Source organism: Robiginitalea aurantiaca, from assembly GCF_030380815.1.
Lineage (GTDB): Bacteria > Bacteroidota > Bacteroidia > Flavobacteriales > Flavobacteriaceae > Robiginitalea > Robiginitalea aurantiaca.
The window spans coordinates 56,088-79,478 of record NZ_JAUDUY010000008.1 but is presented as its reverse complement, the minus strand read 5'-3'; the positions used below and the strand labels follow the sequence as shown (position 1 = coordinate 79,478).

The 23,391-nt window shown below is 47.1% G+C and carries 28 protein-coding genes and 5 tRNA genes; 12 read left to right on the top strand and 21 right to left on the bottom strand.

What is annotated here, in order from left to right:
- Positions 1–109: 109 nt before the first annotated feature.
- From rplL to QU605_RS12965, 21 genes are all read right to left on the bottom strand, one after another.
- Positions 110–493 carry a 50S ribosomal protein L7/L12 gene (gene rplL / locus QU605_RS13065; protein WP_289725765.1) on the bottom strand — a complete coding sequence of 128 codons (384 nt, stop codon included), beginning with the start codon at positions 491–493 and terminating at the stop codon, positions 110–112.
- A 58-nt stretch (positions 494–551) separates the two neighbouring features.
- Positions 552–1,067, bottom strand: coding sequence for a 50S ribosomal protein L10 (gene rplJ, locus QU605_RS13060; protein ID WP_289725764.1), 516 nt, complete (start codon positions 1,065–1,067; stop codon positions 552–554).
- 15 nt (positions 1,068–1,082) lie between these two features.
- Positions 1,083–1,772, bottom strand: a complete 690-nt coding sequence (gene rplA / locus QU605_RS13055) for a 50S ribosomal protein L1 (RefSeq protein ID WP_289725763.1) — start codon at positions 1,770–1,772, stop codon at positions 1,083–1,085.
- A 21-nt stretch (positions 1,773–1,793) separates the two neighbouring features.
- On the bottom strand, positions 1,794–2,231 hold the full coding sequence (gene rplK / locus QU605_RS13050; RefSeq protein ID WP_289725762.1) for a 50S ribosomal protein L11: 438 nt from the start codon (positions 2,229–2,231) through the stop codon (positions 1,794–1,796).
- Positions 2,232–2,371: 140 nt separating this feature from the next.
- Positions 2,372–2,923, bottom strand: a complete 552-nt coding sequence (gene nusG, locus QU605_RS13045) for a transcription termination/antitermination protein NusG (protein WP_289725761.1) — start codon at positions 2,921–2,923, stop codon at positions 2,372–2,374.
- A 6-nt stretch (positions 2,924–2,929) separates the two neighbouring features.
- A complete protein-coding gene (gene secE / locus QU605_RS13040; RefSeq protein ID WP_289725760.1) occupies positions 2,930–3,118 on the bottom strand; it encodes a preprotein translocase subunit SecE in 189 nt (62 codons plus the stop codon).
- A gap of 81 nt (positions 3,119–3,199) precedes the next feature.
- Positions 3,200–3,272 (bottom strand) — tRNA-Trp (locus tag QU605_RS13035).
- Positions 3,273–3,350: 78 nt separating this feature from the next.
- The gene (gene tuf, locus QU605_RS13030; protein ID WP_289725759.1) at positions 3,351–4,538 is read right to left on the bottom strand and encodes an elongation factor Tu; all 1,188 of its coding nucleotides are present in this window, start codon (positions 4,536–4,538) and stop codon (positions 3,351–3,353) included.
- A gap of 145 nt (positions 4,539–4,683) precedes the next feature.
- Positions 4,684–4,755: transfer RNA gene (locus QU605_RS13025), tRNA-Thr, on the bottom strand.
- A 79-nt stretch (positions 4,756–4,834) separates the two neighbouring features.
- A tRNA-Gly gene (locus QU605_RS13020) sits at positions 4,835–4,910 on the bottom strand.
- A 119-nt stretch (positions 4,911–5,029) separates the two neighbouring features.
- Positions 5,030–5,112 (bottom strand) — tRNA-Tyr (locus QU605_RS13015).
- A gap of 26 nt (positions 5,113–5,138) precedes the next feature.
- Positions 5,139–5,212: transfer RNA gene (locus QU605_RS13010), tRNA-Thr, on the bottom strand.
- 86 nt (positions 5,213–5,298) lie between these two features.
- A complete protein-coding gene (gene hpf, locus QU605_RS13005; RefSeq protein WP_289725758.1) occupies positions 5,299–5,616 on the bottom strand; it encodes a ribosome hibernation-promoting factor, HPF/YfiA family in 318 nt (105 codons plus the stop codon).
- Between the two features lie 37 nt (positions 5,617–5,653).
- Positions 5,654–6,547, bottom strand: a complete 894-nt coding sequence (locus tag QU605_RS13000) for a tyrosine-type recombinase/integrase (RefSeq protein ID WP_289725757.1) — start codon at positions 6,545–6,547, stop codon at positions 5,654–5,656.
- Positions 6,548–6,631: 84 nt separating this feature from the next.
- On the bottom strand, positions 6,632–6,826 hold the full coding sequence (gene rpsU / locus QU605_RS12995) for a 30S ribosomal protein S21 (RefSeq protein WP_289725756.1): 195 nt from the start codon (positions 6,824–6,826) through the stop codon (positions 6,632–6,634).
- A 63-nt stretch (positions 6,827–6,889) separates the two neighbouring features.
- Entirely contained in the window at positions 6,890–8,056 is a 1,167-nt protein-coding gene (locus tag QU605_RS12990; protein ID WP_289725755.1) for an acyl-CoA dehydrogenase family protein, read from the bottom strand.
- 9 nt (positions 8,057–8,065) lie between these two features.
- Positions 8,066–8,908, bottom strand: a complete 843-nt coding sequence (locus QU605_RS12985) for a ComEA family DNA-binding protein (protein WP_289725754.1) — start codon at positions 8,906–8,908, stop codon at positions 8,066–8,068.
- A gap of 28 nt (positions 8,909–8,936) precedes the next feature.
- Entirely contained in the window at positions 8,937–11,003 is a 2,067-nt protein-coding gene (locus QU605_RS12980) for an amino acid carrier protein (protein ID WP_289725753.1), read from the bottom strand.
- 183 nt (positions 11,004–11,186) lie between these two features.
- Positions 11,187–12,194: a potassium channel family protein gene (locus tag QU605_RS12975; protein ID WP_289725752.1), complete on the bottom strand. Its 1,008-nt coding sequence runs from the start codon at positions 12,192–12,194 to the stop codon at positions 11,187–11,189.
- 3 nt (positions 12,195–12,197) lie between these two features.
- Positions 12,198–12,419, bottom strand: coding sequence for a PspC domain-containing protein (locus tag QU605_RS12970; RefSeq protein ID WP_289725774.1), 222 nt, complete (start codon positions 12,417–12,419; stop codon positions 12,198–12,200).
- Between the two features lie 55 nt (positions 12,420–12,474).
- On the bottom strand, positions 12,475–12,789 hold the full coding sequence (locus QU605_RS12965) for a rhodanese-like domain-containing protein (RefSeq protein WP_289725751.1): 315 nt from the start codon (positions 12,787–12,789) through the stop codon (positions 12,475–12,477).
- A gap of 406 nt (positions 12,790–13,195) precedes the next feature.
- On the opposite strand from QU605_RS12965, the gene QU605_RS12960 reads away from it, so the two are divergent.
- From QU605_RS12960 to QU605_RS12905, 12 genes are all read left to right on the top strand, one after another.
- Entirely contained in the window at positions 13,196–13,663 is a 468-nt protein-coding gene (locus tag QU605_RS12960) for a MarR family winged helix-turn-helix transcriptional regulator (RefSeq protein ID WP_353655889.1), read from the top strand.
- On the top strand, positions 13,656–14,312 hold the full coding sequence (locus tag QU605_RS12955) for an NAD(P)H-dependent oxidoreductase (RefSeq protein ID WP_289725750.1): 657 nt from the start codon (positions 13,656–13,658) through the stop codon (positions 14,310–14,312). The genes QU605_RS12960 and QU605_RS12955 overlap by 8 nt, the downstream gene beginning before the upstream one ends.
- Before the next feature lie 46 nt (positions 14,313–14,358).
- Entirely contained in the window at positions 14,359–14,937 is a 579-nt protein-coding gene (locus QU605_RS12950) for a YceI family protein (RefSeq protein ID WP_289725749.1), read from the top strand.
- 224 nt (positions 14,938–15,161) lie between these two features.
- Entirely contained in the window at positions 15,162–16,559 is a 1,398-nt protein-coding gene (locus QU605_RS12945; RefSeq protein ID WP_289725748.1) for an anthranilate synthase component I family protein, read from the top strand.
- Between the two features lie 2 nt (positions 16,560–16,561).
- The gene (locus tag QU605_RS12940; RefSeq protein WP_289725747.1) at positions 16,562–17,131 is read left to right on the top strand and encodes an anthranilate synthase component II; all 570 of its coding nucleotides are present in this window, start codon (positions 16,562–16,564) and stop codon (positions 17,129–17,131) included.
- Entirely contained in the window at positions 17,128–18,120 is a 993-nt protein-coding gene (trpD, locus tag QU605_RS12935) for an anthranilate phosphoribosyltransferase (RefSeq protein WP_289725746.1), read from the top strand. The genes QU605_RS12940 and trpD overlap by 4 nt, the downstream gene beginning before the upstream one ends.
- A 14-nt stretch (positions 18,121–18,134) precedes the next feature.
- Entirely contained in the window at positions 18,135–18,920 is a 786-nt protein-coding gene (trpC, locus tag QU605_RS12930) for an indole-3-glycerol phosphate synthase TrpC (protein ID WP_289725745.1), read from the top strand.
- Positions 18,917–19,576: a phosphoribosylanthranilate isomerase gene (locus QU605_RS12925; protein ID WP_289725744.1), complete on the top strand. Its 660-nt coding sequence runs from the start codon at positions 18,917–18,919 to the stop codon at positions 19,574–19,576. Before trpC ends, QU605_RS12925 begins: the two co-directional genes overlap by 4 nt.
- Positions 19,577–19,589: 13 nt before the next feature.
- Positions 19,590–20,774: a tryptophan synthase subunit beta gene (gene trpB / locus QU605_RS12920; RefSeq protein ID WP_289725743.1), complete on the top strand. Its 1,185-nt coding sequence runs from the start codon at positions 19,590–19,592 to the stop codon at positions 20,772–20,774.
- 12 nt (positions 20,775–20,786) lie between these two features.
- On the top strand, positions 20,787–21,575 hold the full coding sequence (trpA, locus tag QU605_RS12915) for a tryptophan synthase subunit alpha (RefSeq protein WP_289725742.1): 789 nt from the start codon (positions 20,787–20,789) through the stop codon (positions 21,573–21,575).
- Entirely contained in the window at positions 21,572–21,793 is a 222-nt protein-coding gene (locus QU605_RS12910; protein ID WP_289725741.1) for a hypothetical protein, read from the top strand. The genes trpA and QU605_RS12910 overlap by 4 nt, the downstream gene beginning before the upstream one ends.
- A gap of 73 nt (positions 21,794–21,866) precedes the next feature.
- A complete protein-coding gene (locus QU605_RS12905) occupies positions 21,867–23,366 on the top strand; it encodes a M20/M25/M40 family metallo-hydrolase (RefSeq protein ID WP_289725740.1) in 1,500 nt (499 codons plus the stop codon).
- The last annotated feature ends 25 nt before the right edge of the window (positions 23,367–23,391 follow it).

Below are 23,391 nucleotides of genomic sequence, written 5' to 3'. Positions count from 1 at the left end.
TGAATACTGAACAGGCTGTATATACCTTTATATACATAGTAAAAAAGGGTTTAGGTCTAGCCGCCCGAAAGGCAGAAAGACCTAAACCTAAACCATATGGTTAAAGCAATTATTTAAGCTCAACTTCCGCTCCTGCTTCTTCCAGAGATTTTTTGATTCCTTCAGCTTCATCTTTAGAAACTCCTTCTTTAACAGCTTTAGGAGCGCTATCGACGATTTCTTTAGCATCTTTAAGGCCAAGACCTGTAAGTTCTTTAACAAGTTTTACAACGGCCAGTTTGGAACCACCAGCTGCAGTAAGAACTACATCAAACTCAGTTTGCTCTTCAGCAGCCTCACCACCATCAGCTCCGGCAGCAGCCCCTCCGGCTACAGCTACAGCGGCAGCAGCAGGCTCGATGCCATACTCCTCCTTAAGGATATCAGCCAATTCATTTACCTCTTTTACGGTAAGATTAACAAGCTGTTCTGCGAATTCTTTTAAATCTGCCATTTTACTATCGTTTTAAAAATCGAATTAATTTATACTTAGGTTAATAGTGCGAACAAAATTATTTTTCGGACAAGGTTTTCAGGATTCCCGCTAATTTGCCACCTCCGGATTTCAGGCCGGAAATAACGTTTTTGGCAGGAGACTGAAGCAGCGCAACAATGTCTGCAATAACCTCTTCCTTGGACTTAATGCTCACTAATGTTTCGAGCTTGTCGTCCCCAATAAATACTGCCTCCTCGATAAAAGCACCCTTGAGCAAAGGCCGGTCGGATTTCTTTCGAAATGTCTTGATCAGCTTGGCCGGGCCATTACCGGTTTCGGAGAACATTAAGGAAGTATTTCCTTTGAGGGTTTCAGGTAATTCCCCGAATTCCTTATCAGAAGCTTCCATTGCCTTGGCCAATAGTGTGTTTTTAACTACAGCCAGTTTGATATTTGCTTTAAAGCAAGCGCGGCGAAGTGCCGAGGTCGTTCCTGCATCAAGACCCGATATATCGGCGAGATAGATCGTACTGTTGTCAGAAAGCTGGGACGTCAGGTCCTCAATTACCGTTGCTTTTTCTTCTCTGGTCATTTTCCCTGTTTTAAATTAGACCGCTTTCGGATCCAGTTGAACACTCGGACTCATGGTACTGGACATAAAGATGCTCTTCATGTACACCCCTTTAGATGCAGCCGGCTTCATTTTCACCAGGGTATCAATCAATTCCTTGGCATTGCCAGCGATCTTGTCAGGAGAAAAAGAAACCTTCCCTATTGCCGCGTGAACAATACCTGTTTTATCTACTTTGAAATCGATTTTACCTGCCTTTACTTCAGAAACCGCCTTGGATACATCCATAGTAACTGTACCTGTTTTAGGGTTTGGCATCAGACCGCGGGGTCCTAAGATCCGTCCTAAAGGTCCCAGTTTACCCATCACGCTTGGCATGGTGATGATCACATCAACATCAGTCCAACCTCCCTTGATCTTTTCCAGATACTCATCCAGGCCTACAAAGTCCGCTCCAGCCTCAGTGGCTTCCGCCTCTTTGTCCGGTGGAACAAGTGCAAGAACTTTTACATCCTTTCCCGTACCGTGGGGAAGGGTTACCACTCCACGAACCATCTGATTCGCTTTGCGAGGGTCCACTCCCAGCCGTACAGACAGATCAACAGAGGCGTCAAACTTGACGTTTGTGATCGACTTGATTAGCTCAGAGGCTTCTTCCAGAGAATAGAGTTTGTCGCGATCAATTTTCGCCACAGCCTCTTTCTGCTTCTTAGTTAATTTTGCCATCTTAAAAGTGCTTTTCAGTTTTTAGAAGGGACGCTTTCCGGATACCCGGATTCCCATTGAACGCGCCGTGCCTGCAACCATACTCATTGCAGATTCAGCAGTGAAGGCATTTAAATCCACCATCTTATCTTCTGCGATGGTACGGATTTGATCCCATGTCACACTGCCTGATTTCACGCGATTCGGTTCGCCGGAACCCTTTTTTGTCTTTGCCGCTTCCAATAGCTGAACTGCCGCTGGCGGTGTCTTGACGACAAAGTCGAATGACTTGTCGGCATATACGGTGATAACAACAGGTAGAACTTTACCCGGTTTGTCCTGCGTACGCGCATTAAACTGCTTACAGAACTCCATGATGTTAACGCCGGCAGCACCTAAAGCGGGTCCAACCGGTGGCGACGGATTCGCAGCACCTCCCCTGACTTGTAGTTTAACTACTTTACTTACTTCTTTTGCCATTGTTCATTTATTTACAACTACGACCTGCATTTGCCGGTCTTTTGCCCTCCTTAAAAAAGCTCGTAACAGCTAATTCCTTTCGGGCGGTAAAAGTGAGTCAAATTGGAAGCAACTTCACTTTTAAGCGTAACAGTATTATCCTAAACTTTTTCTACTTGCATATAACTCAGCTCCAACGGGGTCTTTCGACCAAAAATCTTCACCATCACCTCGAGCTTGCGCTTTTCTTCATTTATCCGCTCCACCGTACCGTTGAACCCGTTAAAAGGCCCGTCAATAACTTTAACTGTCTCACCCATAATAAATGGGATTGCCACTGAATCTGTTGTGACCGCCAGTTCATCTACCTTTCCTAACATCCGGTTTACTTCTGCCTTTCTTAAAGGCACCGGATCTCCTCCTTTGGTCTCACCTAAAAATCCAATCACGTTGGTGATCGAACGGATGACGTGGATCATCTCCCCCGTCAAATAGGCCTTCACCATAATATAGCCCGGGTAGTAGACGCGTTCTTTATTGATCTTTTTTCCTTTGCGGATTTGAATGACCTTTTCGGTAGGGACGAGAACTTCTTCCAGGTAATCACCAAAACCATGGCGCTCAACCTCACTTTCAATATACCCTTTGATCTTATTCTCCTGTCCGCTTACTGCACGAACTACATACCATTTCCGCTCCAATTCCTCTGCCATAGCCCCTTAACCGATTAAAGCGTTAAAATAATATTGAATAAGCTTTGAGAACAACGAGTCCACCCCCCAGGTCGCAAGGGCAAACAAAATGGAAAAAACAGCTACGATAACCATCAGGTTTGAAGCCTCCGCCCGCGAAGGCAGGGTTACGTGATTTTTCAGTTCCTCGTAAGATTCCTTGATATACGTTACCATGTTTTCTCGCTATTATTTCAGGTCTAAACCTTAAAAATATTTATCGGACCCGTACTAAATGTCCTTGAAAATTGCTCTAAGCACGGGAGGAGAGGCTCGAACTCCCGACACCTGGTTTTGGAGACCAGTGCTCTACCAACTGAGCTACACCCGTAATTACAGTGAAAGGGTGCCCTCCCGATATGGATCAGGACGGGACCCTTCACTGTTTTCAAAACCCAATTAAGATTTCTTAATCAAGAATTTTGGTTACCTGACCAGCTCCTACTGTACGTCCACCTTCGCGAATTGCGAAACGAAGACCTACATTCAAGGCGATAGGCTGCAGCAGGTCAACAGTAATTGTCAGGTTATCTCCTGGCATTACCATTTCAACCCCATCAGGCAGAACTATCGTTCCGGTAACGTCCGTGGTACGAACGTAGAACTGAGGACGGTAATTATTGTGGAATGGAGTGTGACGTCCACCTTCTTCTTTTTTGAGGATATACACCTCTGCTTCAAACTTAGCGTGAGGAGTTACAGAGCCTGGCTTACAAATAACCATTCCCCTTTTGATATCCTTTTTCTCAATACCGCGAAGGAGGATACCAACGTTATCTCCGGCTTCACCTCTGTCGAGGATTTTACGGAACATCTCAACACCTGTGATAGTAGAAGTCATTTTTTCAGCTCCCATCCCGATGATTTCAACAGGATCTCCTGTATTTGCAACACCCGTTTCGATACGACCTGTAGCAACAGTTCCACGACCCGTAATGGTGAATACATCTTCAACTGGCATAAGGAAGTCCTTATCGACATCACGCTTAGGCAACTCGATCCAGTCGTCAACAGAAGCCATCAGTTCTTTAACTGTGTCTACCCATTTACCTTCTCCGTTAAGCGCACCCAAAGCAGATCCGGAAATAACAGGAGTGTTGTCACCGTCGTACTCGTAGAACGAAAGCAATTCACGAACTTCCATCTCAACAAGCTCGAGCAGCTCCTCATCATCAACCATGTCGACTTTATTGAGGAAAACAACGATACGTGGAATTCCAACCTGGCGTCCTAAGAGGATGTGCTCACGAGTTTGAGGCATAGGGCCGTCAGTCGCAGCAACAACCAAAATTGCACCGTCCATCTGAGCAGCACCAGTAACCATGTTTTTCACATAATCCGCGTGACCAGGACAATCCACGTGAGCATAGTGGCGATTTGCCGTTTCGTACTCCACGTGGGACGTGTTGATCGTAATACCCCGCTCTTTTTCTTCAGGGGCATTATCGATAGAATCAAAGCTTCTTGTTTCAGACAGCCCGTCACCTGCCAGCACACTTGTGATAGCGGCAGTAAGGGTGGTCTTTCCGTGATCTACGTGTCCAATAGTGCCGATGTTTAAGTGCGGTTTGGAACGATTAAAAGTCTCCTTAGCCATTGTTAAATGATTTAATCTTAGTTTATATTAGTGTACAATCTATTAAACCCGAATTCCTATTTTAAAAGTGTAATAATTTTAAGGTAACCTCTTAAAATCGGTTTTCGGTAAGTGCGCCGGTAAACTGCACACTTGTTTTTTTTTGAGCCAACGACGGGAATTGAACCCGTGACCTCTTCCTTACCAAGGAAACGCTCTACCCCTGAGCTACGTCGGCTTTTCGGGCGTTAGGAAATCTGCAAATCGCGCCGGAATTCCACCGGGCAACGCTCATTTACCAACTGCACCCAAGGTCTTGGAGCGGGAGACCGGGTTCGAACCGGCGACATTCAGCTTGGAAGGCTGACGCTCTACCAACTGAGCTACTCCCGCATTATATATTCACAAAACAAGGTGATTCTAAATATAAATTATCACCATCAAAGAACATCCGAACCCGTGTATCCCCACACTTCGTCCGACAATCCTGAACATCCGGTTCAGAATCTTTGTGGGGAGAGCAGGATTCGAACCTGCGAAGGTAAAAACCAACAGATTTACAGTCTGTCCTCGTTGGCCGCTTGAGTATCTCCCCCAACCCTAATAACAAATGAACTTTTGAGCCGATGGAGGGACTCGAACCCACGACCTGCTGATTACAAATCAGCTGCTCTAGCCAGCTGAGCTACATCGGCGTTTTACCCCTTTTTATCGCATAAAAAAGTCCGCTATTTCTAACGGACTGCAAATGTAGATAATTATTTATTTAATCAAAACAATTTCACGAAATTTTTGGAGAGTAGAGAACCTTAGGTTTTGTTTTCTTTTTGACGAGTTTTCGCTCCAGGGAGCCACAGGCAGAATCGACAGCTTCCTCAAAGGATTTGCATTTTTTCTTTACCACAAAAACATCCCCCGGAACGTGCAATTTTACCTCTGCTATTTTATTTGCTTTTTCACTCGTATTAATGACCTTTAAAAAGACATCTGCCCCAATAGTTTTGTCGTAGAACAGGTCTAGCTTATCCATGCGTCTTTGAATGAAATCCAAAAGTGATCCTTCTGCATTAAAATTGACGGATTGGGTAGTTACTTTCATAAGCTGTAAATTTTAATTAATAACTCCTTTAAGATACCTATTTTTTATTTCTTGGATGGGACCTGAGGTGTACCTTCTTGAGCTCTGCGATACTATTATGCGTGTACACCTGCGTGGACGCCAGGGATGCATGCCCCAGAAGTTCTTTAACGGAATTCATATCTGCCCCCTGATTCAACATGTGCGTGGCGAAGGTATGACGGAGTATGTGCGGACTTTTCTTCACCTTCTCCGAAACCCTGCTCAGGTACTTATTTATAATTCTATAAACAAGGGTTTCGTATATTTTATTGCCTGATCCGGACAAGAACAGATATGGCGTGTTCAAGTCAGGAAACGCCTGCTCCCTGGCCTGGAGGTAGCTGACAATCCGTGGCATGACATTCTCTACAATTGGAATAATCCGATCCTTATTTCGCTTGCCCTTCACCCTCAGGGTTTTAGACTCGATATCCAAATCGGTAAGCTCTATGCCTATCAACTCAGCCCTTCTGATGCCGGTACTGTAAAAGAGCTCCACGACAAGGCGATCCCGGAGACTTTCAAAATCCGTGTCTTCATCGGACCAGGACGTAAGGAGTTGCCGCATTTCCTGTTGAGAAAACGGCACCTCAATTTTCCGATCCGTTTTGAGCGGGCGATGACCTGCCAAGGGATTTGAACTGATATACCCCTTGCGCAAAAGAAATTTATAGTAAGCCTTCAGGGCAGATACCTTACGGTTGACCGTGCGGTTGCTGCATCCTTCCTCAAGGCAGGAGATAATCCAGCTCCGGATTACAACATAAGGCATTTCATTTAGTGAGCTTCCCTTGTGCTCATCCGCGCAAAATGCTTCAAAATTCAGCAAATCCCTCATATAGGCCTTTACGGTATGGGCCGAATACTGTCGCTCCAGAGCGAGATACTTACTGAATTCTTTTGGTGTCATTGCTTAAAGATACAAAAGCAATAAAAAGAAAAACCCGGACTCCAAAGAATCCGGGTTATACTATATAGGAAGGAAGCAATCGGTTTAGATCTCTTCCTGGTCTCTCAGATGTTGGATATATCTCGCCTTGAGCACTTGTTGTCTGCGCTCAACAGAGGGCTTGGAAAACTGTTGCCTTTTGCGCAACTGACGCATCGTACCTGTGCGGTCAAATTTACGTTTGAAGCGCTTCAGTGCCCGATCGATATTCTCTCCTTCTTTTACTGGTATAATTAACATGGCTACAACCTCCTTTCGTTAGAAATGCGGATGCAAATATACACCCATTCTTTAAAAACTGTTCTATTCTTTTAAAATATTTTTGGCAATAACCACTTTTTGAATTTCTGTGGTGCCTTCACCAATGGTACACAGTTTGGAATCGCGATAGAATTTCTCCACCGGAAAGTCCTTGGTGTACCCGTAGCCTCCATGGATCTGAACGGCTTCATTAGCCACTTTTACGCAGACTTCAGAGGCGTACATTTTTGCCATGGCACTCTGGAGCGTGACCGGCTTGCCTTCGTTCTTTAAAAAGGCGGCCTTGTGAACCATAAGTTCTGCTGCCTCAATTTCCGTTGCCATTTCCGCGAGCTTAAAAGAAATCCCCTGAAAGTGACTGATGGGTTTGCCAAACTGAACCCGTTCTTTGGAGTACTTAAGTGAAGCCTGATATGCCCCTTTGGCAATCCCTAAAGACAGTGCGCCGATGGAAATCCGCCCACCATCCAGAATTTTCATGGATTGGATAAAACCCTCACCAACAGCACCAAGGCGATTTTCGTCTGGTATCATGCAATTGTCGAAGACCAGCTCAGCAGTTTCACTGGCGCGCATCCCGAGTTTATCTTCCTTCTTGCCGCTGCCGAAACCGGGCGTGCCTTTTTCGACCACAAAGGCAGTCATTCCCCGACTGTCTCCTTTCTCGCCTGTCCGTGCAATGACTACGGCAACATCTCCACTTTTCCCATGGGTGATAAAGTTCTTCGCCCCATTAAGCACCCATTGATCTCCTTTCTTCTTTGCCGTGGTATTCATTCCACCGGCATCAGACCCTGTATTGTGCTCAGTCAGTCCCCAGGCACCGATCCATTCAGCCGTTGCCAGTTTTGGAATCCAGCGCGCCTTTTGCGCTTCCGTACCAAACATGAGAATATGATTGGTGCACAATGAATTATGGGCGGCCACAGAAAGGCCTATAGAAGGGTCGACAATTGAGATTTCCTCAATGATCGCAATGTATTCGTGGTAACCTAATCCGGATCCGCCCAGAGATTCCGGGACCAAGATCCCCATGAATCCTAGAGCTCCGGCTTTTTTAAAGACTTCAACAGGAAAGGTCTGAGATTCATCCCAATCCATGATATGAGGTGCGATAAATTGTTTTGCAAATTCCCTCGCAGACTCGGCAACAAGGCGCTGGGTTTCCGAATATTCGAAATTAACAGGCTGAGACGTTTCCGTAATCATAGCAAATTTTTAGAGCTGCAAATATAGTGCAATTCTATCAATCCTATCTTTTGGAAGACTTAGAACCTGATGTAATTCCTCCAGGCTCCGGAACCTTCCGATGTGCTTTCTGTAGGCAATCAAATCCCCGGCCATTTCACTATTCAGATATGCTATTGCCGACAAGTCCTCCAGGGTCGCCTGGTTAATATCTACTTTATGCACAACCGGCAGGGTCCTCAGGGGAAATACTTCTGCAACCGACTGCGCAATTTCGGGTTTCAGGCCATAGACGTCCAGTAGCTGGGAGGAGGTGATAAAGCCTCCAAGAGCTTCTCTGAAGCGGACAATCCGTTTAGAGAGCACGGGGCCAATACCCCGCACTACCTGAAGTTGCTCGGCTGAGGCCGTGTTGAGATCCCTGAGTCGGGGCAGCGATACCTTTTTATTTTCCTTCATGGCCCTGGAAAATCTGAAAAAGGGCGACACCCTTAAACATGTACTGTCCGGCAGGCCCGTGACCCTTTGGAACTGTTCCATATCCATCAAATGTCCACCCCTGCTTCTAAAGGCATAGATAGAATCCAGGGCTTCAAAAGAAATGCCGAGCAGGTAACCTTTATAGTCTTCCAGGTCATTGGGGTCCATTGGGCGAAGCGTCCAAACCTGTTTGGTTTTAAGGCGTGTCCGGATAGAGTCTAACCGATGTTCCAAAGGCGTGGCCTCTGTGTCGGTGACTTCAGTACAGCCTCCTTGAAAAACACGCGAAACCCCCCATTTGACACCTTGAAGGATAAACATCAGAAACAGAAAATAAAAAATCCCACTTCGTACACCAGGATGGTTTTCAAAGTGGGATTCCGGTCGCCTCATGGTCCAAATTTAGGACCCGAGACTGACTTTACTTTGCAGATTGCTTTCTGAAAAGCTGGTTGCTTTTGAGTCGCTTTAAATAGTCATTGAGATCATCCCGAACTTCCCCGGACATAATATACAATCCGATGATATTCGGAAAGGACATCGCAAGGATCATCATATCTGAAAAATCAAGGACAGCACCAAGGCTTACAGATGCCCCGATTACAACGAAGACAAGGAATAACATCTTGTAAATCATTTCGGCTCTTTTGCTCTTGCCGAAAAGGTAAGACCATGCGCGCATACCGTAGTAAGACCAGGAAATCATGGTGGAAAAAGCAAAGAGGAATACCGCAATCCCAAGGACATATGGAAACCAGGAGAATACACTTCCGAAGGCATCCGAAGTAAGCTGGGCTCCTGCCATCCCTTCCACCTCATGCATTCCAGTGAAAATCAACACCAGAGCCGTCAGGGTACAAACCACAACCGTATCAATAAATGGTTCAAGTAAGGCAACAAAGCCTTCAGAAGGCGGATTATTGGTCTTAACCGCACTGTGTGCAATAGCCGCGGAACCTACCCCTGCCTCATTGGAAAAGGCAGCTCGTTGAAAGCCCACCACCAGCACTCCGATAATCCCCCCTTTAATGGCAGAAGGATTAAATGCACCATCGACTATGGCCGATAGGGCACCTCCAATATTCTGTATGTTCATGATGATCACGGCCAAAGCGGCGATCACGTAGATCGATGCCATCAGGGGTACAATGCGCCCGGTTACATTTGCAATACTTTTGATCCCGCCGATAATCACGACCCCAACCAGGATTGCGGTCACCACGCCAAACCAGAAACCATTGCCCTGCAGGACGGTAAACTGACCCGCGAGTTGTTCAAAGGATTGATTCGCCTGGAACATGTTTCCACCTCCAAACGAAGCACCAACACACAACACCGCAAACAGTCCCGCCAGGACTTTACCCAGACCCTTCATATTGCGCTTTTCAAGGCCGTAGCGCAGATAATTCATCGGCCCGCCGAATACACGCCCATCGGGGAGAATATCACGGTATTTCACCCCCAGGGTACACTCTACAAATTTTGAAGACATTCCAAGAAATCCACATACAATCATCCAGAACGTAGCTCCGGCCCCTCCCAGTGAAACGGCCACGGCCACCCCGGCGATATTCCCCAGACCAACAGTCCCGGAAACCGCAGTGGCGAGGGCCTGAAAATGGGTTACCTGACCCGGTGCATCCGGATCGTCATATGCACCTCTGGCGAGTTGGATTGAGTGGCGGAAACCTCTGATGTTGATAAAGCCCATCCGAATGGTAAAAAAGGTGGCCCCCAGGACGAGCCAGATCACGATAAAGGGAATACCCTTTGTGATGGGATCTCCGTTGGGATGCGTTAGCACCTTAGGCTCGTCAAATTGTATTTCTGCCAGATAATGGGCACCCCGCTCTATCAGATCCTTGCTATTGTTGGAATCGTAAATAACATTCCCTTCTGCTACAAGGTGATTCAAGGTACCTCCAGAACCGGAGGTAACTGTTATATCTGATCCGCTGTCGTTCGACACCATTGCAATGGGATCTCCTTTGGTGACTTTGGATCCATCGGGACGGATCCACTTTTTCAGAACGAAACGATCGGAGATATCCGGGTTCCAACCTGGAATAGACACCTTCTTTGAATCTGTATAGACCACAGGGTCATAAAGGCCTGACGCTGCGAACGGATCCCAAAACAGAACCGCTCCGAGGGCACCTACAGCCGGTGTCATCGCCCCGTTAAATACTTCAGTAATCGCCTCAGTTGGAACCTTAAAAACCCGTGTTACCGAGTCTCCGCGAGCATCTGTGATGATCACATCATAAGAAATCCCTTCTGTCAGGCCTGTAGCCCGGTTAGAGGATAATGGCGTTTCCTGATCACTCCATTTGAATGAATAGGGTGGACGACCTCCACTAACTTCCAAACTGACTACTCCGTCGTTGATTCGGTTGGAAGGGTTGCTGATGGTTTCTTTAACCCGTATATCCTGAGCACTTGCATAAAAGGCCAGAAAAAAGAGTAAAAGGGAACATAGACGCTTCATAAAGGTGGCTTGAGTTAAAATTGTTATAGCTTGTTAGATCAGGCAATATCCTAAAAAAATATCACCCCATCAAATTCCTAAATCATAAAGGGGAAGGCAAACGCGTATTCGGGAGGTCTTAAAATCGAACTTTCTGAATGGACTCAGGCACACACAGCCCAATTGCTTTTCATCAAAAGAGCGTCAAATCAAATTAAACATCTCGTTGAGTTTTCGTATTTGATCGGCCCGCCCCAGAACAATTACCTTGCTCTTTGGCTCCAGGGGCATATCCGCCTCCGGGTTTATGATATAGGTGCCATCGGGTTTGACGTACCCGATAATGGTACATCCCGTTTTCCGGCGCAAATCCAAATCCCGAAGTGTGTTGCAGTTCAGGGTGTTTGTAAAATCTTCGATATGAACTTCCTCGAGGTTTGTGGTATGTTCACCTTCCATTGAAAGCTTGTCCATAAAGGTGATCAGATCCGGCAGCACGACAAGGGAAGCCATATGATCTCCCCCAATCTTATCGGGCATAATCACTTTGTTAGCCCCTGCCAGAAGCAGTTTTTTCTGGGAAGTAATCTGTGAGGCACGGCTGATGATAAAAAGTTCTTTGTTCAACTGATGGGCCGAGAGTACGACAAAGAGATTGGCCGCATCCTCCGGCAGAGTGGAAATCAGATATCTGGCGCGGTCTACCCCTGCCTCAAAAAGCACCTTGTCATCATTTGCATCTCCCTCTACGAAGAGCGCTTCCTCCTCATGCTTCTCAATAACATCCTTATCCTTCTCTATAACCACAAAAGGGCGGTTATACGCTTTGAGCCGGGCCGCCGCCTGAGCCCCGTTTCGGCCGTACCCGCATACAATTACATGATCTTCAAAACGGTCAATTTTCTGTTTCACTTTTTTCTTTTTTAAAAGTTGAAGGGAATTCCTGCTGAGTATGTACTCCGTAACCACCGAAATGGCAAATGCAAAAATGAAAACGCTGGCCGTAATCAAAATTACTGTAAAGAGCTGTTCCTGTGTGCTAAGTGGCCGGACTTCCTTAAAACCAACAGTTGAGACGGTAATGACCGTCATATAAAGGGCCTCTACCCAACTGAAATCCGCGATATACCTATAGCCCAGAATCCCGAATATCAAGACCACAGAAACCATGAAAAGCGCCAGGTAGATCTTGGATCGGAAAAGTCTTAGCATGATTTATAAATCAAAGACAGAAGTTCGTTTGGTATATAAAAGATCCTTGATCCTTAGCCAAAAAGCAAGGAACAAATAAAGGGCAAACCCAAAGCCGAGGGTTACAAAGGTCAGGTAGACAAATGTCGTGCGGACCACACGCGTCCGAATACCGAGGCGTTCAGCGATCCTCCTGGAAACTTCAAATCCTCTTTTCTGGAAATAATACAGGATTTGATAAAAGATCCCAACCGGACGTGAATACTCCCCTCGCCCACTCTTTGGGGCAGGCGATCCAGTATCAGTTGTAGGTAACTTCACCTTCCCATTCATTCATTCCACCCATAAGGTTATATGCGCTGGAAAAACCACGCGCGGTCATTAAAGCACAGGCCTGACCACTGCGATTCCCCGAGCGGCAGTAAACATAGTAGTGCGCAGACTTATCAAGGGCATCGAGACCTTCCAGAAACTCCTGAGGTTTGTAAATATCAAGATGTTCTGCCCCGGGTATGGAACCTTCCTCAATTTCCTCCTGGGTACGAACATCCAGGATTACCGCTTTGTCATCTTTCTCCAGACGGGCACGCCATTCTTCTTGGGTTAGATCAGCCATAATTCAAATTCAATGGATTCATAACAAAAATACACAATCCTAAATAACACCCTACCCCAGTGATGTCATAATTGATCAAAAATTCATAAACATTCTGGCAATGGGTTTGAGAATCTTCTTTACCTCCGTTTTGGTGCGCGGAAGGAACAGAAAAAGGCTGCCGGAGTACACGGTTATCCCATATACCTATGACGCGTCCCGATTTCTTCAATTTCAAATATTTGGATTTCAAGCCAATAGTTTTAAAACCTCCATTTGAAAGTCATTATGGCAGTGGAGTTGCAACTTCTTACTTGGATAAACCCTGAAGTTCTCAAAACGACCTTGAGTTTGTTTAACAAATTTTTAGCACCCTCAAAGTGGCGTGACAATTAAAAATGACTATATTTGTATATACAATTGTTGTATGAACATGAATGTAGAAGAACGTATTAAGACGACAACTGCACTCCCACTGGGGCGCAGGACGATCATTCATATTACCCTGGTAAATAATCACATCCAGGATGTTCTTTTTCAGGCCCTGAAGCCCTTTGACCTGAGCATACAGCAATTTAATGTCCTGAGAATCCTCAGAGGTCAAAAAGGCGAACCTGCGAATCTGAGCACCCTCAACGAAAGAATGGTGAGTCGTATGAGCAATACAACCCGCCTTGTAGATAAACTGATTTCAAAGGGATACGCGGTACGGAATACCTGCCCTGAAAATCGTCGGAAGGTAGAAATTCGGCTGACGAAAGAGGGTCTAAGTGCATTGGCAGAAATGGACCAGGTCGTTGAGCAGGCTGAAAAGGATTTGTTGAACGCTATGAGCCCGGAAGATTTAAATACACTAAATAATCTCTTAGATAAAATTGAATATTCCTATGAATAACATACTTGAAAAATCACCTGTAAACTACCTCGAAGCTCTTAACTGGCGCTATGCCACAAAGAAATTTGACGCCTCCAAATCCCTGTCCGAAGCGGATTTGGAATCATTGTTGCAGGCCATACAATTGAGTCCATCGTCCTATGGCTTGCAACCTTATGTGGTCCTGGTCATTTCCGATCCGGAATTGAAGGAACAACTAAGGCCTGCTTGCTGGAACCAGTCTCAGATTACTGACGCTTCACATGTTTTGGTATTTGCCAACAAGAAAGATTTCGACCAGGATCTTATCGATTCCTATTTGAATCTGGTGTCAAAAACCCGTGAGCTGCCTATGGAATCCCTTACAGGTTACGGGGAGTTTATGAAATCTAAACTTCTCGGGCTCGACCCGGAAACCAAAGCGATCTGGACAAGTCATCAGGCGTATCTCGCAGCCGGGAATTTACTCTCCGCTGCCGCGGCCCTGAAAATCGACACCTGTCCAATGGAAGGTTTTGAAAACGAAATTGTAGACGACATCCTTAAGCTCGGCGATCGGGGGCTTACCTCTGCGTTGATTGTCCCGGTCGGATATCGCGCTGAAGAAGATGAGACACAGTTTTACAAAAAGGTAAGGCGAACAGAAGAAGAACTATTTATTCATTTATAAGCATACAAATTCATATTTAAACTCTCATACTTAAAAATCAAACCTTATGAAACGTACTATTTTAACTCTTGCACTCAGCCTTTTTACAGCAGGTATCGCCCTGGCCACAGAGCCTGTTGAAGTGGACAAAAAAGAAGTAAAAGCCGAAGAAAGTAAAGTGGCTTGGAAAGCCTACAAGGTAACCGGATCTCATAACGGGACCGTAACCTTGAAGTCCGGAACCCTGATGTTCGATAACGACAAGCTCTCCGGAGGTGAATTCGCAGTGGACATGACTTCACTTATCGTTACAGATATTGAAGGTGGTTCCCGGTATAAGCTGGAAGGCCATTTGAAATCAGATGATTTCTTCGCAGTAGAATCTCATCCAACCGCCACATTAGTTTTTACCAAAGTAAAATCTACGGGAAAGAATTCGTATGAAGTTACCGGAGATCTTACCATAAAGGAGATTACAAAGCCTGTTACTTTCGACGTATCTGTTTATGGAAGCAAGGCTACAGCCACCATGAAAGTGGATCGGACGGATTTTGACATCAAATACGGATCAGGAAGCTTTTTTGACGACCTGGGCGACAAAACGATCTACGATGAGTTCGACCTCGTGGTAGATCTGGAATTCTAAGTGAAAAAGAAGATTGCCTGAAGGCGGTGAAACTATTTCACCGCCTTTTTTATGAGAAGGATTTGAGATGTAGATTTTCCTTTCTATATTTGAGCCTCATGAAAAAAAATATACATACAGCATGGTGGTGGAATTCAAAACCGGTAAGGTTGTGACTTGAGCCCCGTTTGTAAACGCTATATAAGGCTTGTCTGTCACGACAAGCCTTTTTTTATTTAAAAAAGATGACCTATAATCTAAGAACACATTATAAAAAGATACTGGCAGACACGATAACACCTGTAAGTGTTTACCTCAAAGTCAGGGATCGGTTTCCCGGAAGCATCCTCCTGGAGAGTAGTGATTATCACGCCAATGATAACTCCTTCTCCTATATCTGTTGTAATCCCATCGCCTGGATTTCGGTTGAGAACAATACCATCGAGCGTAAATTTCCCGATGGCTCACAGGAGAAAAGTGAGATTGAACAGCATACGGATATCCCTATGGAAATCCACCACTTTGCAGGTGCTTTTAAGGTAGAAGACCACGGCTTTAAGTTTATCAACAACGGCCTTTTCGGATACATGACTTATGATGCGGTTCGCTTCTTTGAGGATATTGATATCACCCAAAAGCCCGATTCCCCTGCCATTCCGGACATTTATTATGCGGTCTACCAGAATATCATCGCCATTGATCACTTCAAAAATGAGGCTTACTTGTTTGCGCACTGCTTCGATCAAGAGAGCAATCTGGCAAGCCTGGAGCAGATTCTGGCCATACAGACCTTTGCCACCTATCGGTTTGAGCGAGATGGTGAACGCGAATCCAACCTGCGCGATGAAGAATACCTGGAACACGTAGCCCTGGCCAAAAAGCACTGTGCCCGGGGTGATGTTTTTCAGCTCGTACTCTCCCGAAGGTTCTCTCAGCATTTCAAAGGGGATGAGTTTAATGTTTACAGGGCTTTGAGATCCATAAACCCCTCCCCCTACCTCTTTTATTTTGATTATGGCGATTTTAAAATTTTCGGGAGTTCCCCTGAAGCCCAACTGGTTGTCAAGGATGGGAAGGCCGAAATTCACCCTATAGCCGGAACCTTCAGAAGGACCGGGAATGATCAAGAGGATGCGGCCCTTGCCCAAAGACTGGCTGCGGATGAAAAGGAAAACAGCGAACATGTAATGCTGGTCGATCTCGCCCGAAATGACCTCAGCCGTAATGGGAATTCAGTGCAGGTGGAGACCTACAGGGAGGTTCAGTATTTCTCTCACGTGATCCATCTTGTATCCAAGGTAACGGGTAAAATCAAAGAGGGAACACCCACCATGAAAGTAGTCGCGGATACCTTTCCCGCCGGCACGCTTAGTGGAGCTCCAAAACACAAGGCCATGCAATTGATCGATACCTACGAGAAAACCAGCAGGAATTACTACGGTGGGGCCATCGGATTTATGGCCTTTGACGGTGATTTTAATCACGCAATTATGATACGTACGTTCCTCAGCAAGAATCACAGCTTGTATTATCAGGCCGGGGCAGGACTTGTGGCAGCCTCTGACCCGAAAGACGAACTCGAGGAAACCTATAACAAGCTGGGCGCACTCAGCAAAGCACTTGAAATCGCCGAAACGCTTTAAATATGAACAAAGTCCTGGTGCTCGATAATTACGACAGTTTTACCTATAACCTGGTTCATTATCTGGAGGAACTGGGCTGTACCGTAGTGGTGAGGCGAAATGACAAACTCAACCTGGATGAGCTGGCCGATTTTCAACAAATCGTGCTCTCTCCCGGCCCGGGCATACCAGATGAAGCCGGGGTACTCAAAGACGTAATACGCATAGGAGCCGAAAACAAGCGAATCCTGGGCGTCTGTTTGGGACAACAGGCCATTGCCGAAGTTTTTGGCGGCCGGTTGGTCAATCTGGATCAGGTTTACCACGGCGTGGCTACATCCGTTACAATTCACGGAGATGATATCTTATACCGCGGACTACCTGACACGATTGAAGTAGGGCGCTACCACTCCTGGGTGGTGCATCCGGACCTTCCGGAATGCCTGGAGGTAACCGCCACTGATACTTCCGGCACCGTCATGTCGCTCAGACATCTGGAGTACGATATCAGGGCGGTCCAGTTTCACCCGGAATCCGTACTGACTCCCCAGGGGAAAACCATCATAGCTAACTGGTTAAATGCGAATCCATGAAAGAAATCTTAAACAAACTCATCGGCCATCAGTTGCTCAGCCGTGAAGAATCCAGAAGGGTCCTCATCGAGATGGCTTCAGGAACCTATAACACCAGTCAGATCGCGGCCTTTCTGACCGTTTATATGATGCGCAGCGTGACCACTGAGGAACTGGAGGGGTTTCGGGATGCCCTGCTTGAGCTTTGCCTCGCCGTGGACCTCTCCGAGTACAAGGCTATTGATCTTTGCGGGACAGGGGGAGACGGAAAGAACACGTTTAATATCTCTACCCTGGCCTCTTTTGTATGCGCCGGGGCAGGCGTCCCGGTAACCAAACACGGGAATTACGGGGTTTCTTCCACATGCGGAAGCAGCAATGTTCTCGAGTTTCTGGGAATCCGATTCAGCCCTGATGTCGATTTTTTGAAAAAATCCCTGGACGGGGCCGGAATCTGTATTCTTCATGCGCCCTTATTCCATCCGGCAATGAAGGAAGTGGCGCCCATCCGGAGGGAATTAGGGGTTAAGACATTCTTCAATATGCTGGGGCCTATGGTGAACCCGGCCTTTCCAAAATACCAGATGGTGGGTGTTTTTAATTTGGAACTGGCCAGAATGTACGGGTATCTCTATCAGAACACCGACAAGACTTACAGTATCCTGCACGGCCTTGACGGGTATGATGAAATCACGTTGACCGGGCCCGCCAAAATCCTGGGAAATACCGTGGAATCTGTCTTAAATCCTGAGGATTTCGGGCTTCCAAAAATTACTCCTGAAGCCATTTACGGCGGCCAGAGCATTGAAGAAGCAGCACAGATCTTTATCGACGTACTCCAGGGCAAGGGAACAAAGGCTCAGGAAGCCGTTGTCTGCGTCAATGCGGCTGTGGCCATTTCAACGGCAACAAATTGTTCCCTCACCGAAGGATATGAAAAGGCCACCCAATCTCTGGAAAGCAGAAGCGCACACAAATCCTTTAAAAAACTGCAGGCCCTCAGCGCCTGAATTCGCCATTTACCATGAGCATTCTCGACCAAATCATCAGGGATAAAAAAACGGAAGTACAACTGCGTAAATCGCTGATTCCCGAATCCAGCCTTGAGGGCTTTGGTCTCTTCGACCGCCCTACGACCTCGATGAGGAATTCTTTGAAGGCCCGCAATACCGGAATTATTGCAGAACACAAAAGAAGGTCCCCTTCGAAAGCAATCATCAATCAAAAAGGCAGTGTGTCGGAAATCGTATCCGGCTATTCCAAGGCCGGGGCAGGGGCAATTTCCGTGCTTACAGACGGGAAGTATTTTGGAGGTTCCCTTGACGATTTACTCCTTGCCCGGGCCTCCACCAGTCTCCCGCTTCTCAGGAAAGAATTCATAATAGATGCGTATCAGATTCTAGAGGCGAAAGCCTATGGAGCGGATGCGATTCTCCTGATCGCAGCGGTACTGACCAAAGAGGAACTTCAATCGCTTTGCAGCTCCGCCCATGCCCTGAACCTGGAGGTACTCTTGGAAGTACACTCCAAAAAAGAACTGGAGTTTTCACTGCATGCCGGTGCAGACCTGATCGGTGTGAACAACCGGAATTTAAAGACCTTTGAAGTTTCCCTGGATATCAGCCGGGAACTGTGCCACCTCATTCCGGATGCCGTTGGTAAAATCTCGGAGAGCGGACTGGGGGATCCGATGGAACTTAAGGAGTTGAAGCAACTCGGCTATGAAGGTTTTCTGATGGGGGAAACTTTTATGAAAACAGCTGATCCTGGAAATGCCCTTAGGGAATTCCTTAAAAAGACAGAAGGATGAAGCTTAAAGTATGCGGAATGAAATACAATCCTTCGGAGGTAATGGCCCTGGGGCCGGACTACCTTGGCTTCATTTTCTGGGAAGGGACCCCGCGTAATTTCACGGGAGAGGAAATACCGGCCCTGCCCCGGGAGATCCGGGCTGTCGGTGTCTTCGTTGACGAAGCCATTCCGGTGCTTATCGAACGTGTAAAAACATACGGTCTCCGGGCTGTGCAGTTGCATGGAAAAGAAAGTCCTGAGTACTGTTCAGAATTACAGGAACGCCTGCAAAAAGAAAATCCCGGTGTCTTGATAATTAAAGCTTTTGCCATTGGTCCGGGCTTTGATTTTGACCCGCTGAAAAAGTATACCAAGGTGTGCGATCTCTTTCTTTTTGATACCAGGGGACCCCTCCCCGGAGGTAACGGGACTGTTTTTAACTGGGAACAGCTTAAGGCGTATCCCCATAAAACCCCCTATTTTCTAAGCGGGGGTATTGGGGAAAAGGACTGCCCGAAGTTGTTGGCGTTTGCCCGGACACCCCAGGCAGCTCTTTGTGTCGGAATTGATGTGAACAGTAAATTTGAAATTCGCCCAGGCGAAAAAAATATTGATGCTTTAAAACGATTCCTCGAATGCGGAATCTGGAAAGCGAAAACAAAAATTGCATATTGAATTAAAAAACAAAATGGAGAATTATCACGCAGATTCAGATGGTTTTTACGGAGAATTTGGAGGGGCTTTTATTCCGGAAATGCTCTATCCCAATGTGGATGAGCTGAAATCCAGATACGTGGAAATCATGGAAAGCCCGGAGTTTCAAAAGGAATTTCACCAATTGCTCAGGGAGTATGTAGGCCGCCCTACGCCCCTTTATTTCGCCCGGCGGCTCTCTGAGAAATACGGGGCCCGGATCTATCTGAAACGGGAAGACCTTTGCCATACGGGAGCACATAAGGTCAATAATACCATCGGGCAGATTCTGATGGCCCGTAAACTGGGTAAAAAACGAATTATCGCGGAGACCGGTGCCGGACAGCATGGAGTGGCTACTGCAACGGTTTGCGCCCTGATGGGCCTGCCTTGTATTGTGTATATGGGGGAGGTTGATATTGCCCGGCAGGCACCCAATGTGGCCCGGATGAAACTACTCGGGGCGGAAGTCAGGCCCGCGCGCTCCGGAAGCCGAACCTTAAAAGACGCCACGAATGAAGCCATCAGGGACTGGATAAACAATCCGGAAGACACTCATTATATTATCGGATCCGTGGTTGGACCCCATCCGTATCCGGATATGGTCGCCCGCTTCCAGGCTGTTATTTCTGAAGAAATCCAGAAGCAATTACTGGAGAAGGAAGGCCGGGATGCCCCGGACTACGTCATCGCCTGTGTGGGGGGAGGAAGCAATGCCGCGGGTGCCTATTATCATTACCTGGACCGGCCCGAGGTAGGCATTATCGCCGTAGAGGCCGCGGGAAAGGGAATAAGCACGGGAGAAAGTGCAGCAACTTCTGCCCTGGGAACCGTCGGGATCATTCACGGCAGCAAAACGCTCCTGATGCAGACAACAGACGGACAAATTACCGAACCCTATTCCATTTCAGCAGGACTGGACTATCCGGGGATTGGACCTATGCACGCGCATCTTTTCACCTCTGGACGGGGCGAGTTTCATTCCGTAACAGATCAGCAAGCCATGGAAGCCGGTAAAGAACTGGCCGCGCTTGAGGGAATAATCCCTGCCATTGAAACTGCCCATGCCTTTGCAGTGCTCAAACAGCGAACCTTTAACCCGGAAGACATACTGGTCTTTAACCTATCCGGACGCGGGGATAAGGACCTTCAGACCTATATCGAGCATTTCAATCTATAAGTAGTTGCAACTATGCAGATCAAAGAAAATAAAAAAACCGATCGGATCGGGGTCGCCTTAAAAAAGGAAGGGCCCCTGCTTTCCATTTATTTTACTGCAGGATATCCCCATTTGGAGGATACCCTTCCTGTATTGCGTGAACTTCAGAAAAACGGTGTGGATATGATAGAGATTGGGCTGCCGTTCAGCGATCCACTGGCAGATGGCCCTACCATTCAGGAGAGTTCCATGGCTGCACTTAAGAATGGAATGACAACCCATCGTCTCTTTGACCAGCTCAGGGACGTGCGAAGTGAGATCCACCTGCCCTTAATCCTTATGGGGTATTTCAATCCGGTACTGCAATTCGGGGTTGAGGCATTTTGCGAAAAGTGCCGTGAAGTTGGCATCGATGGCCTTATATTGCCCGATCTGCCCCTGGAAATCTATCAAAAACAATATCGCGCGATTTTTGAAAAATACGGGCTGAAAATGGTGTTCCTGATTACCCCCCAGACTTCTGAGGCCCGGATTCGAACTATCGACAGGACTTCAGATGCTTTTATCTACATGGTCAGCACTGCGAGTACTACAGGGGCACAACAAGGCTTTGATCCAGCTGCGGAGGATTATTTTAAACGCGTTTCAGAAATGAACTTAAAAAACCCTCAAATTGTGGGCTTCGGCATTAGCAATGCGCAAACTTTTGGACAGGCGACAAAACATGCGAAAGGGGCGATAATAGGTTCCGCTTTTATCAAGACCTTAACGGCTCATGGGCTTTCAGGAATTTCCTCCTTCATTAAATCCGTCAGACCGTGAAAAATTTTCTGAACGACTGGAGAATGGTCATCCTTATCTGCCTGACTTTGGGTCTGGCTCCCTATTTTCCGGAGCCTCACATTTGGGGAAAGCTCCGTTGGGTGCGCGGAGGTGCGACCGGAATGACCATTATGGACTGGTTCGACCTGGTATTTCACGGCCTGCCCTGGATCCTTCTTATACGCCTTATCGTAATAAAACTAAGACCGCAATCCTGAGGAAATGATTTATACCCAAACTGCATGCCACATGGTAAATTTCTTTAGCTTTAGACCTCATCTAACCACTCCAATGCGCAAACAACTACTCATATGCTTCCTAATGGCCGGACTATGGAGCCAGGCACAGGACAATGCTCTGATCAAAACCCAGGTAAGGCACACTATCGACGAACTGGTCGAATTTGTAGCCATTCCCAATGATGCCCTGAATCCTTCAGACATCAACCGAAATATCACCTGGCTCTCCGATAAATTCAGCGACAGGGGATTCAACACCTCAGTCCTGCCCACCGATGGGTTGCCTTTGTTTTTTGCCGCCCTCCCCATGGATTCAAAAAAACCCACCCTGCTGTTCTACATGCATTTTGACGGACAATCCGTAGACCCTTCAAAATGGGATCAACCCGATCCCTACAAGACAGTCCTGAAATCCCGCAGTGGCGAGCAGTGGCAAGAGCACCCTTTCAGCGATCTCGATGAGGACATTCCTTATGACTGGAGGCTGTATGGTCGCTCGACCTCAGACGACAAAGGACCGATTGTCATGTTTCTCAATACGATAGACCTCATCCGAAAAACAGGCCAGGATCTGTCCTTTAACGTCAAAATTATTCTGGATGGGGAAGAAGAAAAAAGCAGTGCACCCCTGCCCGCTGCAGTGGTGCAATACCGGGAACTTCTGGAAGCTGATTACCTGATTATTTCAGATGGCCCCGTCCACGTTTCCGGCCAGCCTACGATCGTTTACGGTTGTCGGGGGATTACATCTATGAGCCTTACCACCTATGGCCCCATACTCCCACAGCATAGCGGTCACTACGGAAATTACGCCCCGAATCCCGGAATGCAACTCTCACAGATCCTCGCCGGCATGAAAGATTCCGAAGGCAGGGTACTGATCCCGGGATATTATGATGGGATAGAATTGACAACGCAAGAAGTGGATGTCCTTAAGGCGGTCCCGGACGATCCGGAACAAATCAACCGGGCATTACAGATTAGGACCCCGGAAAAAGTAGGCGCTTTCTATCAGGAAGCCCTGCAATATCCCTCCCTCAATGTCCGTGGGCTGTCCTCGGGCTGGGTGGGTCCGGAAGCCCGGACAATCGTGCCTGCCACCGCCACTGCGGAACTGGACCTGAGGCTGGTTCCGGAAAGCGATGGTGCCCGACTAAAATCCCTGGTACGCAAACATATCGAGTCCAAGGGATATCGGATCACGGAAACCGTTCCGTCAGCAGAAATGAGGGCTTCGGCAGACAGATGGGTCACTGTTTCGGAAGGAAGCGTGACCGATGCCTTCCGCACATCCCTGAATCATCCCTTCGGAGCGCATTTGAAAACGCTCCTTACGGATACCTTTTCGCAGCCGGTAGTTCAGATTCGGATCATGGGAGGCACTGTTCCTATTGCCCCTTTTGTAAATGCCCTGGAGATTCCTGCATTCCTGCTTCCCCTGGTTAATCCGGACAACAATCAGCACAGCCCCAATGAGAACTTGAAACTCGGTCAGATCGATTACGGCATCAGAACCCTGCAGGCAATTTTGACGACTCCCCTTGGGGAATAAGACCTGGAATGGTGATTGCAATCTT

Excerpts from the sequence above, each read along its gene's own strand:
- rplL (WP_289725765.1), bottom strand. The coding sequence starts at position 493 with ATGGCAGATTTAAAAGAATTCGCAGAACAGCTTGTTAATCTTACCGTA.
- rplJ (WP_289725764.1), bottom strand. The coding sequence starts at position 1,067 with ATGACCAGAGAAGAAAAAGCAACGGTAATTGAGGACCTGACGTCCCAG.
- rplA (WP_289725763.1), bottom strand. The coding sequence starts at position 1,772 with ATGGCAAAATTAACTAAGAAGCAGAAAGAGGCTGTGGCGAAAATTGAT.
- rplK (WP_289725762.1), bottom strand. The coding sequence starts at position 2,231 with ATGGCAAAAGAAGTAAGTAAAGTAGTTAAACTACAAGTCAGGGGAGGT.
- nusG (WP_289725761.1), bottom strand. The coding sequence starts at position 2,923 with ATGGCAGAGGAATTGGAGCGGAAATGGTATGTAGTTCGTGCAGTAAGC.
- secE (WP_289725760.1), bottom strand. The coding sequence starts at position 3,118 with ATGGTAACGTATATCAAGGAATCTTACGAGGAACTGAAAAATCACGTA.
- tuf (WP_289725759.1), bottom strand. The coding sequence starts at position 4,538 with ATGGCTAAGGAGACTTTTAATCGTTCCAAACCGCACTTAAACATCGGC.
- hpf (WP_289725758.1), bottom strand. The coding sequence starts at position 5,616 with ATGAAAGTAACTACCCAATCCGTCAATTTTAATGCAGAAGGATCACTT.
- QU605_RS13000 (WP_289725757.1), bottom strand. The coding sequence starts at position 6,547 with ATGACACCAAAAGAATTCAGTAAGTATCTCGCTCTGGAGCGACAGTAT.
- rpsU (WP_289725756.1), bottom strand. The coding sequence starts at position 6,826 with ATGTTAATTATACCAGTAAAAGAAGGAGAGAATATCGATCGGGCACTG.
- QU605_RS12990 (WP_289725755.1), bottom strand. The coding sequence starts at position 8,056 with ATGATTACGGAAACGTCTCAGCCTGTTAATTTCGAATATTCGGAAACC.
- QU605_RS12985 (WP_289725754.1), bottom strand. The coding sequence starts at position 8,908 with ATGAGGCGACCGGAATCCCACTTTGAAAACCATCCTGGTGTACGAAGT.
- QU605_RS12980 (WP_289725753.1), bottom strand. The coding sequence starts at position 11,003 with ATGAAGCGTCTATGTTCCCTTTTACTCTTTTTTCTGGCCTTTTATGCA.
- QU605_RS12975 (WP_289725752.1), bottom strand. The coding sequence starts at position 12,194 with ATGCTAAGACTTTTCCGATCCAAGATCTACCTGGCGCTTTTCATGGTT.
- QU605_RS12965 (WP_289725751.1), bottom strand. The coding sequence starts at position 12,789 with ATGGCTGATCTAACCCAAGAAGAATGGCGTGCCCGTCTGGAGAAAGAT.
- QU605_RS12960 (WP_353655889.1), top strand. The coding sequence starts at position 13,196 with ATGAACATGAATGTAGAAGAACGTATTAAGACGACAACTGCACTCCCA.
- QU605_RS12955 (WP_289725750.1), top strand. The coding sequence starts at position 13,656 with ATGAATAACATACTTGAAAAATCACCTGTAAACTACCTCGAAGCTCTT.
- QU605_RS12950 (WP_289725749.1), top strand. The coding sequence starts at position 14,359 with ATGAAACGTACTATTTTAACTCTTGCACTCAGCCTTTTTACAGCAGGT.
- QU605_RS12945 (WP_289725748.1), top strand. The coding sequence starts at position 15,162 with ATGACCTATAATCTAAGAACACATTATAAAAAGATACTGGCAGACACG.
- QU605_RS12940 (WP_289725747.1), top strand. The coding sequence starts at position 16,562 with ATGAACAAAGTCCTGGTGCTCGATAATTACGACAGTTTTACCTATAAC.
- trpD (WP_289725746.1), top strand. The coding sequence starts at position 17,128 with ATGAAAGAAATCTTAAACAAACTCATCGGCCATCAGTTGCTCAGCCGT.
- trpC (WP_289725745.1), top strand. The coding sequence starts at position 18,135 with ATGAGCATTCTCGACCAAATCATCAGGGATAAAAAAACGGAAGTACAA.
- QU605_RS12925 (WP_289725744.1), top strand. The coding sequence starts at position 18,917 with ATGAAGCTTAAAGTATGCGGAATGAAATACAATCCTTCGGAGGTAATG.
- trpB (WP_289725743.1), top strand. The coding sequence starts at position 19,590 with ATGGAGAATTATCACGCAGATTCAGATGGTTTTTACGGAGAATTTGGA.
- trpA (WP_289725742.1), top strand. The coding sequence starts at position 20,787 with ATGCAGATCAAAGAAAATAAAAAAACCGATCGGATCGGGGTCGCCTTA.
- QU605_RS12905 (WP_289725740.1), top strand. The coding sequence starts at position 21,867 with ATGCGCAAACAACTACTCATATGCTTCCTAATGGCCGGACTATGGAGC.